The organism is Agreia sp. Leaf244 (assembly GCF_001422695.1).
GTDB lineage: Bacteria > Actinomycetota > Actinomycetes > Actinomycetales > Microbacteriaceae > Agreia.
Genome location: NZ_LMLX01000005.1, coordinates 461,068 through 474,482, shown reverse-complemented (window position 1 = coordinate 474,482; position 13,415 = coordinate 461,068). Strand labels below are relative to the sequence as shown.

The 13,415-nt window shown below is 66.0% G+C and carries 10 protein-coding genes; all 10 read right to left on the bottom strand.

Translation table 11 applies throughout. The features are described from left to right. Positions 1-121: 121 nt before the first annotated feature. The 10 genes from tpiA to uvrB all read right to left on the bottom strand — a co-directional run bounded on the left by tpiA (position 122) and on the right by uvrB (position 13,365). On the bottom strand, positions 122-907 hold the full coding sequence (gene tpiA, locus ASF06_RS16480; protein WP_055949469.1) for a triose-phosphate isomerase: 786 nt from the start codon (positions 905-907) through the stop codon (positions 122-124). Next, on the bottom strand, positions 901-2,112 hold the full coding sequence (locus ASF06_RS16475) for a phosphoglycerate kinase (protein ID WP_055949466.1): 1,212 nt from the start codon (positions 2,110-2,112) through the stop codon (positions 901-903). Before ASF06_RS16475 ends, tpiA begins: the two co-directional genes overlap by 7 nt. A gap of 15 nt (positions 2,113-2,127) precedes the next feature. Beyond that, positions 2,128-3,135: a type I glyceraldehyde-3-phosphate dehydrogenase gene (gene gap, locus ASF06_RS16470; protein ID WP_055928691.1), complete on the bottom strand. Its 1,008-nt coding sequence runs from the start codon at positions 3,133-3,135 to the stop codon at positions 2,128-2,130. Positions 3,136-3,225: 90 nt separating this feature from the next. Next, on the bottom strand, positions 3,226-3,852 hold the full coding sequence (locus ASF06_RS16465) for a superoxide dismutase (RefSeq protein ID WP_055949463.1): 627 nt from the start codon (positions 3,850-3,852) through the stop codon (positions 3,226-3,228). Between the two features lie 129 nt (positions 3,853-3,981). Continuing rightward, positions 3,982-4,959, bottom strand: coding sequence for a DNA-binding protein WhiA (gene whiA, locus ASF06_RS16460; RefSeq protein WP_055949459.1), 978 nt, complete (start codon positions 4,957-4,959; stop codon positions 3,982-3,984). Positions 4,960-5,031: 72 nt separating this feature from the next. Continuing rightward, positions 5,032-5,907, bottom strand: a complete 876-nt coding sequence (gene rapZ, locus ASF06_RS16455) for an RNase adapter RapZ (protein WP_055928699.1) — start codon at positions 5,905-5,907, stop codon at positions 5,032-5,034. Positions 5,908-5,950: 43 nt separating this feature from the next. Then, a complete protein-coding gene (uvrC, locus tag ASF06_RS16450) occupies positions 5,951-7,852 on the bottom strand; it encodes an excinuclease ABC subunit UvrC (RefSeq protein ID WP_055949456.1) in 1,902 nt (633 codons plus the stop codon). A gap of 2 nt (positions 7,853-7,854) precedes the next feature. Next, positions 7,855-10,722 (bottom strand): excinuclease ABC subunit UvrA, encoded by a 2,868-nt coding sequence (uvrA, locus tag ASF06_RS16445; protein ID WP_055949453.1) that lies wholly within the window; start codon positions 10,720-10,722, stop codon positions 7,855-7,857. A 73-nt stretch (positions 10,723-10,795) separates the two neighbouring features. Then, a complete protein-coding gene (locus ASF06_RS16440) occupies positions 10,796-11,299 on the bottom strand; it encodes a PaaI family thioesterase (RefSeq protein WP_055949450.1) in 504 nt (167 codons plus the stop codon). Beyond that, the gene (uvrB, locus tag ASF06_RS16435; protein WP_055928712.1) at positions 11,296-13,365 is read right to left on the bottom strand and encodes an excinuclease ABC subunit UvrB; all 2,070 of its coding nucleotides are present in this window, start codon (positions 13,363-13,365) and stop codon (positions 11,296-11,298) included. Before uvrB ends, ASF06_RS16440 begins: the two co-directional genes overlap by 4 nt. Positions 13,366-13,415: the final 50 nt, after the last annotated feature.

Sequence of the window (13,415 nt, the reverse complement as noted above, 5' to 3'; positions counted from 1 at the left end):
GGCCGACCGGTGTGAAGCCAGACCAACATCAATTATACCTGTATGCGTCCGATGAGACGCACCATGACTGCAGCGGCACACGAAAGGCCGACCCGAGACGGGTCGGCCTCTCGCACTGCCTTTAGAACGCGTGCTTCTGGTACCGGATGATGCTGGCGAACTCCGCCAGGTCGAGGCTTGCGCCGCCGACCAGTGCGCCGTCGACGTTGGGCTGCTTCATGAAGCCGCCGATGTTCGTCGACTTGACCGACCCGCCGTAGAGGATGCGCGTCTTCGCCGCGACATCGGAGCCCAGGGTGGATTCGAGCACGGCGCGCAGTGCCGCGCAGACCGCTTCGGCCTGCTCGGGTGTCGCCGCCTGTCCCGAGCCGATGGCCCAGACGGGCTCGTACGCGACGACGATGTCCGATGCGGACTGCACGGATGAGAGGGCGGCTGTCAACTGGGCGACAGGCACGGCGCTGGGGCCGTGCTTTTCGAGGTCTTCGGCCGTCTCTCCCACGCAGATGATCGGAACAAGGCCGTTCGAAATCGCCGCAGCCGTCTTGGCGGCCACGACCTCGTCGGTCTCGGCGTGAAGAGTGCGACGCTCCGAGTGTCCGATGATGACGTAACGGCAGTCGAGCTGCTTGAGGAACGCACCCGAGATCTCACCTGTGTAGGCACCACTCGCATGCTGGGAGACGTCTTGCGCGCCATAGGCGAGCTCGAGCTTGTCTGCCGAGATGAGAGTCTGCACGCTGCGCAGGTCGGTGAACGGCGGGAAGATGGCCGCTTCGACGTCGGCGAAGTTGTGCCCCGCGTCCTTCAGGCTCCACGCGAGCTTCTGCACGAACGCGATCGCCTGCAGGTGGTCGAGGTTCATCTTCCAATTGCCCGCGATGAGCGGCGTTCTGTTGACTACCATCCGAGGACCTCCAGTCCGGGCAGGCGCTTGCCTTCGAGGAATTCGAGGCTCGCTCCACCGCCAGTTGAAATGTGACCGAACTGCTCGTCGGTGAAGCCGAGGGCTCGTACGGCAGCCGCCGAGTCTCCCCCGCCGACCACACCGAGGCCGTCGACACGGGTCAGCGCGTCGGCGACGGCACGAGTGCCCTCGGCGAACGGCGCGAGCTCGAAGACGCCCATCGGTCCGTTCCAGAACACGGTCTTCGACGCCTCGATGATGCGCGCGAACTCGGTGCCCGTCTCGGGGCCGATATCGAGCCCGAGTCCGCTCTGGCCGAACGGCGTCTCTTCGATGGTCTCGGCGCTCGTGACGGTGTGCTCGGCGTCGGCACCGAACTTCGATGCGACCACCACGTCGGTCGGCAGAACGATCTGCACGCCGCGCTCGCTCGCCTCGGCCAGGTATCCCTTGACCGTGTCGATCTGGTCGGCCTCGAGGAGGCTTCCGCCCACGCGGAAGCCCTGCGCCGCGAGGAAGGTGAAGAGCATGCCTCCACCGATGAGCAGGGTGTCGACCTTCGGAAGGAGGTGCCCGATCACGCCGAGCTTGTCTGAGACCTTCGAGCCGCCGAGGACGACCGTGTAGGGCCGTTCGGGCTTCTCGGTGAGTCTCTCGAGCACGTCGAGTTCGGCGGCGATGAGGAGCCCTGCAGCGCTCGGGAGCGCCGAGGCGAGTTCGTAGACGCTCGCCTGCTTGCGGTGCACGACCCCGAACCCGTCGGAGACGAACGCGTCTCCGAACGAGGCGAGCCGGGCGGCGAAAGCCGATCGCTCGTCGGCGCTCTTGCTCGTCTCCTCGGCGTTGAACCGCAGGTTCTCGAGAAGAGCGACGTCGCCGTCGGTCAGCGCGTCGACAGCCTGCTGGGCGCTCGCGCCCACGGTGTCTTCGGCGAAGGCCACGGGCTTGTCGAGGAGCTCGGACAGGCGCTCGGCGACGGGCCGGAGGCTGTACTGGGGATCGGGTGAACCGTCGGGCCGACCGAGGTGGCTGATGAGGATCACTCGTGCGCCCTGGTCGACCAGGGCGTTGATGGTTGCCAGAGACGCTCGAACGCGCCCGTCGTCGGTGATGACCCCGTCTTTCAACGGAACATTGAGGTCACACCGAACGAGGACGCGTTTTCCCGTGAGGGAGCCGAGCGAATCCAGAGTGCGCAGAGTCACAGTGGATTCCTCGTATTACAGGCGGTCGGCGACGTACTCGGTGATGTCGACGAGGCGGTTGGAGTAGCCCCACTCGTTGTCGTACCACGAGGCGATCTTCACCTGGTTGCCGATGACCTTGGTGAGGCCGGCGTCGAAGATCGACGAGTGCGGGTCGCCCTGGATGTCGCTGGAGACGATCGGGTCCTCCGTGTACGACAGGATTCCCTTGAGTGCACCGTTCGCGGCATTCTTGTACGCCTCGTTGACCTGCTCGACCGTGACCGTGGAGCTGGTCTCGACCGTGAGGTCGGTGATCGAACCGGTGATGACGGGCACGCGGAGGGCGTAGCCGTCGAGCTTTCCGACGAGCTCGGGGATGACGAGGCCCAGGGCCTTGGCGGCACCGGTCGACGTGGGGATGATGTTGGCTGCGGCAGCGCGGGCGCGGCGCAGGTCGCTGTGCGGGCCGTCCTGCAGGTTCTGGTCGGCCGTGTAGGCGTGGACCGTGGTCATGAGGCCACGCTCGATGCCGAAGTTGTCCATGAAGACCTTCGCCAGGGGCGCGAGGCAGTTCGTGGTGCACGAGGCGTTGGAGATGATGTCGTGGATGGCGGGGTCGTAGGTGCCCTCGTTGACGCCGAGAACCAGCGTCGCGACGTCTGAGCCCGTTGCCGGAGCGGAGACGATGACCTTCTTGGCGCCGGCAGCGATGTGCTTGCGGGCGTCTTCGGACTTCGTGAAACGACCGGTCGACTCGATGACGATGTCGACGCCCAGCTCGCCCCAGGGCAGGTCGGAGGGGTCGCGCTCGGCGAGCACGAGGATCGGCTTGCCGTTGACGATGATGTTGTCGCCGTCGAGCTCGACCGTGGCATCGAGACGACCCGTGATCGTGTCGTACTTGAGGAGGTGCGCGAGGGCCTTGTTGTCGGTGAGGTCATTGACCGCGACGATCTCGAGCTCGCTGCCCTTGGCCAGAGCTGCGCGGAAGTAGTTACGCCCGATACGACCGAAGCCGTTGATACCGATCTTTACAGACACGTGAAGTTCTCCATGAATCGTGTGGCCCCGCGGGGCTGGGTGGCTGAAACTGAGGGCGTGCCGGGCCGGGGGCCCGACACGCCGTCGTCGCTACGACAGTAGCAGGAGGCCCGAGGTCTTTTCGCGGGCAGTCTCGAAGCGCGTCGTGACGTTCTGCCAGTCGACGATGTTCCAGAATGCCTTGACGTAGTCGGCCCGGACGTTCTTGTAGTCGATGTAGTAGGCGTGCTCCCACACGTCGAGCATGAGCAGGGGCACCGTTCCGGCGGCGAAGTTCGACTGCTGGTCGAAGAACTGCTGGATGATGAGGCGCTGGCCGATGCTGTCCCACGCGAGGACGGACCATCCTGAACCCTGCACTCCGAGCGCCGTAGCGGTGAAGTGGGCCTGGAACTTCTCGAACGAGCCGAAGAACTCGTCGATGGCGGACGCGAGTTCGCCGACCGGCTTGTCTCCGCCGTTCGGGGACATGTTCGTCCAGAAGATGGAGTGGTTGACGTGGCCGCCCAGGTTGAAGGCGAGGTCTTTCTCGAGCTTGTTGACGGCGCCGAGGTTCTCGGAGTCGCGGGCTTCTGCGAGCTGGGCGAGCGCGGTGTTCGCGCCGGTCACGTAGGCCTGGTGGTGCTTGGAGTGGTGGAGCTCCATGATGGTGGCGCTGATGCTGGGCTCGAGCGCCGAGTAGTCGTACGCGAGTTCAGGAAGGGTGTAGTCAGCCATTGATATCTCCTCGAATAAGGCGCCGCGCCGAGTACCGGGGCGGCTGTGAGTGACCTGATCAGTCTACTGAGGTCAACGGACAGCGCCCTGAAAACTTCCTGACGGCAGCCGATTGCTCGGGCCCGGATGTCAGTCGTCGAGGTCTGGTGGCAGGTTCGCGTCGGTGCCGGGGATGCCGAGGTCGCTGGCCTGCTTGTCGGCCATGGCGAGCAGGCGGCGGATACGGCCGGCGATCGCGTCCTTGGTCATCGGAGGATCGGCGTGGTGCCCGAGTTCGTCGAGGCTGGAGTCGCGGAAGTTCAGCCGCAGGTCGCCGGCATACTTCAGGTGCGGCGGAACATCCGGCCCGAGGATCTCGAGCGCCCGCTCGACGCGCGAGCATGCGGCGACTGCGGCCTGCGCCGACCGGCGGAGGTTCGCATCGTCGAAGTTGACCAGTCTGTTGGCCGTGGCCCGCACCTCGCGACGCTGCCTCAGGTCCTCCCACCGGGAGACCGCGTCGGCTGCGCCCATGAGGGAGAGCATGCGCGCAATGGCCTCGCCATCGCGGATGACGACGCGGTGAACTCCCCTGACCTCGCGGGCCTTCGCCTGCACGTGGAGTCGAGCCGCGGCACCCACCAGGGCCATGGCCGATTCGTTGCCGGGGCAGGTGATCTCGAGGGCGGCGGAACGCCCGGGATCGGTCAGGGTTCCATTCGCCAGGAACGCCCCCCGCCAGACAGCGGAGAGTTCTTCCTGGGAGCCGGTGGTCAGACGGTTCGGGAGTCCGCGGATCGGCCGGCGCCGGGCGTCGAGCAGGCCCGTCTGGCGAGCGAGCGTCTCTCCGCCGTCGATGACCCTCACGAGGTAGGTGCCCGTGCGCTTGGCGCCCGAGGCCGAGACGTGGGAGACCTCTCCGCGAATGCCGTACAGCTCGGCCAGGTCGCGCCGAACCCGCTTCACGAGCTCGGGGGTGTCGAGCTCAGACTCGATGGCGATGCGGTTCGAGATGAGGTGCAGTCCTCCGGAGAAGCGGAGGATGGTGGCCAATTCGGCAGCCCGGAGAGTCGTCTTCTTGGCGACGACACGGGTCAGTTCTTCTTTGACATCGGCGGTGAGGGCCAATCTCTATCCATTCGTTCGTGCGGCTGTCTCCCGCGACGGTGCTTGTGGCACCCGGGGCGGAGGCTGCCGGTGTTATTCGCGACCGAGGTCGCGGTGCTTGACGTTGACGACGACGCCCGGGTAGGTGGCGAGTCGGGATGCGAGTGCCCGTGTGAGCGCGACGGAACGGTGTTTGCCGCCTGTGCACCCGATGGCCATGGTCGCGTGTCTCTTGTTCTCGCGCTGGTAGCCGGCGAGGACGGGTTTGAGGGAGGCCGCGTAGGCCTCGAGGAATTCGCTGGCTCCGTCTTGCGTGAGGACGTAGTCGCTGACCTCGGGATCGAGCCCGGTGTGGGCCCGCAGCTCGGGGATCCAGAAGGGGTTCGGGAGGAAGCGCGCGTCGGCGATCGAATCGACGTCGGTGGGCGTGCCGTACTTGAAGCCGAAACTCATCAGGGTGACCTGGACACCGGGAGTATCGGTGGTGGAGAAGCCCTCCGCGATGCGGGTGGCGAGCTGGTGGATGTTCAGATCCGACGTGTCGATGACCATGTCGCTGGACTCGCGGATGGGGTGCAGTCGCACGCGTTCGCGCTCGATGCCGTCGAGGAGCGTGCCGTCGCCCTGAAGCGGATGCGGGCGTCTCACCTGCTCGAATCGTCGCACGAGCGCCGAATCGGTGGCTTCGAGGAACAGCACGCGGAGCTGGCTGCCGGCGCGAAGCGAGTGGATGATCTCCTGGAGGTCGCCGAAGAAGTCGCGACCTCGCACATCGACGACGGCGGCGATGCGGGGAAGAGTCGATCCCGCCTTCTCGGCGAGATCGACGAGGGGTCGCAGCATCTGAGGCGGCAGGTTGTCGACGACGTACCAGCCCAGGTCTTCAAGTGCGTTGGCGACCGTCGACCGGCCGGCCCCCGACATCCCGGTGACAATCAGCACCTCTTGGGGAAGTGGAGCGTCGGTCATGGGTTCGCCTTCGTAAGGAGTGCCGTCGGGGTGAACGTCCAGCCTACCGGCGAGGTTCGGATGCTGGTGCCGGTCCATCTGGATGAAGGTGCGCGAAGACGGTCTCTGCCAAGGCTGGACCGACCCCGCGAACGGCCGCGATCGCATCCGGTTTCGCCTGTCGCAGCTGCGACACCGACCCGAAATGCGTGAGCAGGCCCTTGACGCGTGTCGGGCCGAGGCCGGGGATCTCGCCCAGGACGGAGGCGATATCGCGCTTGCGCCGGGAGCGTTGGTGGATGATCGCGAAGCGGTGGGCCTCGTCGCGCAGGCGCTGCAGCATAAAGAGCGCCTCGCTGCCCCGGGGAAGGATCACCGGGAAGTCGCTGTCGGGCAGCCAGATCTCTTCGAGTCGCTTCGCGAGTCCGCAGAGGAAGATGCCCTCGACACCGGATTCGCGGAGTGCTCTGGCCGCGGCCTGCACCTGGGGCTGCCCGCCGTCGACGACAAGCAGGTTCGGCGGGTAGGAGAACTTCTTCGACGCCGAGTCGGACTCGCTGCGCTCCGTGCCCTCGCGCAGATACGCGAGGCGCCGCGTGACGACCTGGTGGATCGAGTCGGTGTCGTCGGTGGACTCGGCGATGGTGAATCGGCGGTACTGGTCTTTGCGGGGAAGCCCGTCTTCGAAGACGACCATGGATGCGACGATGTTGGTGCCGCCGAGGTGCGAGACGTCGAAGCACTCCATGCGCAGGGGCGCGTCGGGCATGCCGAGCGCGTCCTGGATGTCGGTCATGGCCTGGCTGCGGGCGACGAAGTCGGCGCTGCGCCTCGTCTTGTAGAGCTGCAGAGCGTTCATGGCGTTGACCCGGGCTGTCTGCATCAGCGCGGCCTTCTCGCCGCGCTGGGCGGTGCGCAGGCTGACCTTGCCCTTCTCCCTGCGGCTGCCGAGCCAGGTTTCGAGCTCGGCCCTGTCTTCGGGCAGCTCGGGCACGATGATCTCGCGAGGGGGAACCGTGCTGCCGTCGTAGGCGGCCTGCAGGATCGAGTCGACGAGCTCGGCCGTGGTCAGATCGAGCTCCTTGTCGACGACCCAGGCCCGCACACCGCGGATGCGCCCTCCCCTGACGATGAACTGCTGCACCGCCGCGGCGAGCTCGTCGTGCTCCACGCCGAACAGGTCGGTGTCGACGTTGTCGCTCAGCACGACCGCGCTCTTCTCGAGCACGGCGTCGAGCGCCTGCAGCTGGTCGCGGTAGGTCGCCGCCGCCTCGTACTGCTGCTCGGCTGCCGCCTCTTTCATCTTGCGGGTGACCTCGGTGACGAAGCGATTGTCTCCCCCGGCCATGAAGGCGACGAAGTCGTCGACGATCGCCCGGTGCTCTTCGACGGTGACCTTGTGCGAGCACGGACCGCCGCAGCGGCCGATCTGCCCGGGAAAGCACGGACGCCCTGTCTGCATCGCCTTCTTGTAGCTCGAATCGGAGCAGGTGCGGATGGGGAAGGCCTTGACCATGAGCTCGATGGTCTCGCGCACCGCCCAGATCTTGGGGTACGGACCGAAGTAGCGGGCGCCGGGAATGCGGGTGTTACGGGTGACGATGACTCGGGGCGCCTCGTCGGCGAGAGTGATCGCCATGAACGGGTAGGTCTTGTCGTCGCGGAACTTGACGTTGAAGGGTGGATCGAACTCCTTGATCCACGTGTACTCGAGCTGCAGTGCCTCGACATCGCTGCCCACGACGGTCCACTCGACCGAGGCCGCCGTCGTCACCATGCGCCGCGTGCGCTCGTGCAGGCTGCGCAGGGGCGCGAAGTAGTTGCTCAGCCGGGCGCGCAGGTTCTGCGCCTTGCCCACGTATAGCACACGTGAGTTTGCATCACGGAACCGGTAGACCCCGGGCTGCGTCGGGATCTCCCCCGCCTTCGGGCGGTACGGGACCGTGTCTGGAGAGGTTCGTGCCATGACTACTTCGCCTCGAGAATCTCCTTGAGGAAGAAGCCGGTGTGGCTCTTCTTCACCTTCGCCAGCTGCTCGGGGGTTCCGGTGGCCAGGATGCGGCCACCACCGGCGCCGCCCTCGGGGCCGATATCGATCAGCCAGTCCGCGCTCTTGATGACGTCGAGGTTGTGCTCGATGACGATGACGGTGTTGCCCTTGTCGACCAGGCTGCCCAGCACGAGGAGGAGCTTGCGCACGTCTTCGAAGTGCAGGCCCGTGGTCGGCTCGTCGAGCACGTAGACCGTGCGGCCGTTCGAGCGCTTCTGCAGCTCGGTGGCGAGCTTGACCCGCTGCGCCTCGCCGCCCGAGAGCGTGGTGGCGCTCTGGCCGAGTCGCACGTAGCCGAGACCGACGTCGACGAGCGTCTTCAGGAAGCGGTGGATGGCGCCGATCGGCTCGAAGAACTCGGCGGCCTCGGCGATGGGCATGTCGAGCACCTCGGAGATGCTCTTGCCCTTGTAGTGCACGCTCAGGGTGTCGCGGTTGTACCGCGCTCCCCCGCACACCTCGCACTTGACGTAGACGTCGGGCAGGAAGTTCATCTCGATCTTGATGGTTCCGTCGCCGGAGCACGCCTCGCAGCGGCCCCCCTTGACGTTGAAGCTGAAGCGACCGGCGAGGTATCCCCTGGCCTTCGCCTCTGCCGTGTCGGCGAAGAGATTGCGGATGCGATCGAAGACACCCGTGTAGGTCGCCGGGTTCGACCGGGGCGTGCGACCGATGGGGTTCTGGTCGACGTGCACGACCTTGTCGAGGTTCTCGAGCCCGGTGACCCGCTTGTGCTTGCCGGGGATCTTGCGTGCCCCGTTGAGCTTGTTCGCGAGCACCCGGTAGAGGATGTCGTTGACGAGCGACGATTTTCCGGATCCGGAGACGCCGGTGACCGCGACGAAGGTGCCGAGCGGGAAGTCGACCGTGACCTTGCGCAGGTTGTTGGCCTCGGCGTCGACCACCGTGATCATGCGCTCGGGATCGATCGGGCGGCGGGTGGCGGGAACCTCGATCTCTTTTCTGCCGGACAGGTAGTCGCCGGTGAGTGACTCGGTGTTCGCGAGCAGCTCGGCGTAGGAGCCGGAGTGCACGACCTTTCCGCCGTTGACACCCGCTCCCGGTCCGATGTCGACGATCCAGTCGGCCGTGCGGATCGTGTCTTCGTCGTGCTCCACGACGATCAGCGTGTTTCCGAGGTCGCGCAGCTTGACGAGCGTCTCGATGAGGCGGCGGTTGTCTCGCTGGTGCAGTCCGATCGACGGCTCGTCGAGCACGTAGAGCACGCCGGTGAGACCCGAGCCGATCTGGGTGGCGAGCCGGATGCGCTGGGCCTCGCCGCCGGAGAGCGACGCGGCGGCCCGGGCCAGGTTGAGATAGTTGAGGCCCACCTGGATGAGGAAGTCGAGACGCAGGCGGATCTCGCGCAGCACCTGGGCGGCGATCGCCGCCTCCCTGTCGGTGAGCACGACGTCGTGCATGAACGTCTGGGCGTCGGTGAGCGAGATGTCGGTGACGTCGGCGATGCTGCGGCCGTTGACCGTGACCGCGAGCACCTCGGGCTTCAGGCGCTTGCCGTTGCAGACGGGGCACGGGATCTCTCGGAGGAACTCCGACCAGCGCGCGCGCTGCGTGTCGGTCTCGGCCTGGAGGAACTGCCGTTCGATGTAGGGCACGACGCCCTCGAAGCCGGACGAGTAGCTCACCTCGCGGCCGTAGCGGTTCTTCCAGCGGACCTTGACCTCGAAGTTGTTGCCGCGGAGCACGGCGTTCTGCACCTCGTCGCTCAGCTTGCCCCACGGGGTCTTGAGCGAGAAGTCGAGGTCGCGGGACAGGCCGTGCAGCAGCTTCTCGTAGTAGCTGAAGAGGCCCTTCCCCTGGGTCGTCCACGGCACGATGACACCCTCGGCGATGCTGAGGTCGGGATCTCCCAGCAGCAGGTCGGAGTCGACCGACATACGCGTGCCGAGGCCGGAGCACTCCGGGCACGCTCCGAACGGGGCGTTGAACGAGAAGGTGCGCGGCTCGATCTCGGTGAGGGCGATGGGATGGTTGTTCGGGCACGAGAGCTTCTCGGAGAACGTCTGCCAGGCATCCGGACCCTCGGAGTCGACGTAGTTGATCTGCACGAGCCCGTCGGTGAGGCGCAATGCGGTCTCGAGGGAGTCGGTGAGACGGCTCAGGATGTCAGGGCCCGCGACGAGGCGGTCGACGACGACCGAGATGTCGTGCTTGATCTGCTTCTTGAGTTTGGGCGGATCGTTGAGCTGCACGACCTCGCCGTCGACGAGGGCGCGCGAGTAGCCGCCCGCGGCCAGCTCTTTGAACAGGTCGACGAACTCGCCCTTCTTCTGCGAGACGACGGGGCTGGCGACCTGGTAGCGGATGCCGTCCTCCAGCTCCATGAGCTGGTCGGCGATCTGCTGCACGGTCTGCGACTTGATCTCTTCTCCGCAGATCGGGCAGTGCGGAATGCCGATGCGGGCCCAGAGCAGGCGCATGTAGTCGTAGATCTCGGTGATCGTGCCCACCGTCGACCGCGGGTTGCGGTTGGTCGACTTCTGGTCGATCGACACCGCGGGGCTGAGACCCTCGATGAAGTCGACGTCGGGTCGGTCGACCTGACCGAGGAACTGGCGTGCGTAGGCTGACAGCGATTCGACGTAGCGGCGCTGACCCTCTGCGAAGATCGTGTCGAAGGCGAGAGACGACTTGCCCGACCCCGAGAGGCCTGTGAAGACCACGAGCGAATCCCTCGGGATCTCGAGGTTCACGTCTTGAAGATTGTGGACACGGGCGCCGTGGACGCTGAGGACGTTGGAGGAATCTACCTTCGAAACTGACACCCCGAAAGTCTATGTGCGGCCACCGACACTGCGTCCCCGTTCCGCTGACGGCGTGCAGAGTCGAACGACTGTGCTAGACCTCGAACACCAGCAGCGTGCTCGACGCGGTGGCCACGGTGCGACCCTCGGAATCGGTCACCACGCCCTCGGCGAAGGCGACTCGGCTGCCCGGCTTGGTGACCGTGCCCGTAACGGTGAGCACTCCAGAAACGGTGTTGAGCGCGCGAAGGTAGTTAACCTTGATCTCGAGCGAGGTGTAGCCCTGCCCCGCTCGCAGCGTGGAGTGGACTGCGCAGCCGAGAGCCGAATCGAGCGCGGTGCACATGAAGCCGCCGTGAACGGCGCCGATGGGGTTGTAGACCGACTCGTCGGGTGCGCAGGTGAAGACGGCGGTGCCGCGGCTCGCAGACACGAGCTCGAGATTCATCAGCACGGCGATCGGCGGGGGCGGGATGCGGCCCGCGATCATGGCGTTCAGATATTCGAGGCCGCCGAGCGTCTTCGCCTCGGCGGCTCCGACGAGCGGATCCTCCCACTCGACGACGCGCCGGCGCAGCGGAGCCGTGTCGGCGCTCACGAGAGGTGTCCGGCGGCGGACATCTGACGGAGCTCTTTCTTGAGGTCGCCGAGCTCGTCGCGAAGGCGAGCGGCGAGCTCGAACTTCAACTCGCCCGCGGCCTGGAGCATCTGCTCGTTGAGGTCGGCGATGATGGCCTCGAGCTGGTTCGCACCCTCAGCGGCGATGCCCTCACGACGAAGGTTGGGGGTGGGCGACTTCTTCTTCGAGTTGTCGCGACCGGCCAGCAGCTGCGCCGTGTCGGCGCCCTCGCGTGCAAGCACCTCGGTGATGTCGGCGATGCGCTTGCGCAACGGGGTCGGGTCGATGCCGTGCTCGGTGTTGTAGGCCACCTGGAGTTCGCGCCGACGAGTGGTCTCGCTGATGGCGAAGGCCATCGAATCGGTGACCTTGTCGGCGTACATGATGACCTGGCCCGACACGTTGCGCGCGGCTCGACCGATGGTCTGGATGAGGGAGGTCGACGAGCGCAGGAACCCCTCCTTGTCGGCGTCGAGGATGGCGACGAGCGACACCTCGGGCAGGTCGAGGCCCTCGCGCAGCAGGTTGATGCCGACGAGGACGTCGTAGAGGCCCGCCCGGAGCTCGGTGAGCAGTTCGACCCGGCGGAGCGTGTCGACGTCGGCGTGCAGGTAGCGCACCCTGACCCCGTGCTCGCCGAGGAAGTCGGTGAGCTCCTCGGCCATCTTCTTGGTCAGCGTCGTGACGAGCACGCGCTCGTCTCGACCGGCGCGGAGACGGATCTCTTCGAGCAGGTCGTCGATCTGGCCCGTGGAGGTCTTGATCACGATCTCCGGGTCGATCAGGCCCGTAGGCCGGATGATCTGTTCGACCACGCCGTCGGCGATGCCCAGCTCGTACTTGCCCGGGGTCGCCGAGAGATACACCGTCTGGCCGACCCTCTCCTTGAACTCGGGCCACTTGAGCGGGCGGTTGTCGAGGGCGCTCGGCAGCCGGAAGCCGTGGTCGACCAGCGTGCGCTTGCGCGATGAGTCTCCCTCGTACATGGCGCCGATCTGGGGCACCGTGACGTGGGATTCGTCGATGACGACCAGGAAGTCGTCGGGGAAGTAGTCGATGAGGCAGTGCGGTGCCGCGCCGGGAGGCCGCACGTCCATGTGCCAGGAGTAGTTCTCGATGCCCGAGCAGAATCCGATCTGCTGCATCATCTCGAGGTCGAACGTCGTGCGCATGCGCAGGCGCTGCGCTTCGAGCAGCTTGCCCTCTTTCTCGAGCTGGCCGACCCGCAGTTCGAGCTCGTCTTGGATCGTGCCGATGGCGCGCTGCATGACGTCGGTGTCGGTGACGTAGTGGGAACCCGGGAAGACCGACACCGCATCGAGCTTGCGCACGATGTCGCCGGTGAGCGGGTGCAGGCTGTAGAGGGCCTCGATCTCGTCTCCGAACATCTCGATGCGGATGGCGAGCTCTTCGTACTGCGGGATGATCTCGATCGTGTCTCCGCGCACGCGGAAGTTGCCCCGGGAGAAGTCGATGTCGTTGCGGTTGTACTGCATCGAGACGAATTTGCGGATGAGCCAGTCCCTGTCGATGCGCTGGCCGACCTGCAGGGCGATCATCGCGTTCATGTACTGCTCGGGGGTGCCGAGGCCGTAGATGCAGGAGACCGTCGAGACGACGACGACGTCGCGTCGGCTGAGAAGCGAGTTCGTGGTCGAGTGACGAAGCCGCTCGACCTCGGAGTTGATCGAGCTGTCTTTCTCGATGAAGGTGTCTGTCTGGGGCACGTAGGCCTCGGGCTGGTAGTAGTCGTAGTACGACACGAAGTACTCGACCGCGTTGTTGGGCATGAGCTCTCGGAACTCGTTCGCGAGCTGGGCGGCGAGGGTCTTGTTGTGCGCCAGCACGAGGGTGGGACGCTGAACGGCCTCGATGAGCCAGGCGGTGGTCGCCGACTTGCCTGTTCCTGTTGCTCCGAGAAGCACCACGTCGGTTTCGCCCGCGTTGATTCTGGCCGTCAGCTCGGCGATCGCGGTGGGCTGGTCGCCGCTCGGGGTGTATTCACTGACGACTTCGAAGGGGTGGACGGAGCGGGTGGGTTCCATGCAATAAGTTTAGGTCGGGGTAGTGACACTGGTCCCTGCCTGGCAGTGGA

What these genes read in the sequence shown, in the direction of transcription:
- tpiA (WP_055949469.1), bottom strand. Translation starts at nt 907, where the DNA reads ATGGTAGTCAACAGAACGCCGCTCATCGCGGGCAATTGGAAGATGAAC.
- ASF06_RS16465 (WP_055949463.1), bottom strand. Translation starts at nt 3,852, where the DNA reads ATGGCTGACTACACCCTTCCTGAACTCGCGTACGACTACTCGGCGCTC.
- rapZ (WP_055928699.1), bottom strand. Translation starts at nt 5,907, where the DNA reads ATGACCGACGCTCCACTTCCCCAAGAGGTGCTGATTGTCACCGGGATG.
- uvrC (WP_055949456.1), bottom strand. Translation starts at nt 7,852, where the DNA reads ATGGCACGAACCTCTCCAGACACGGTCCCGTACCGCCCGAAGGCGGGG.
- uvrB (WP_055928712.1), bottom strand. Translation starts at nt 13,365, where the DNA reads ATGGAACCCACCCGCTCCGTCCACCCCTTCGAAGTCGTCAGTGAATAC.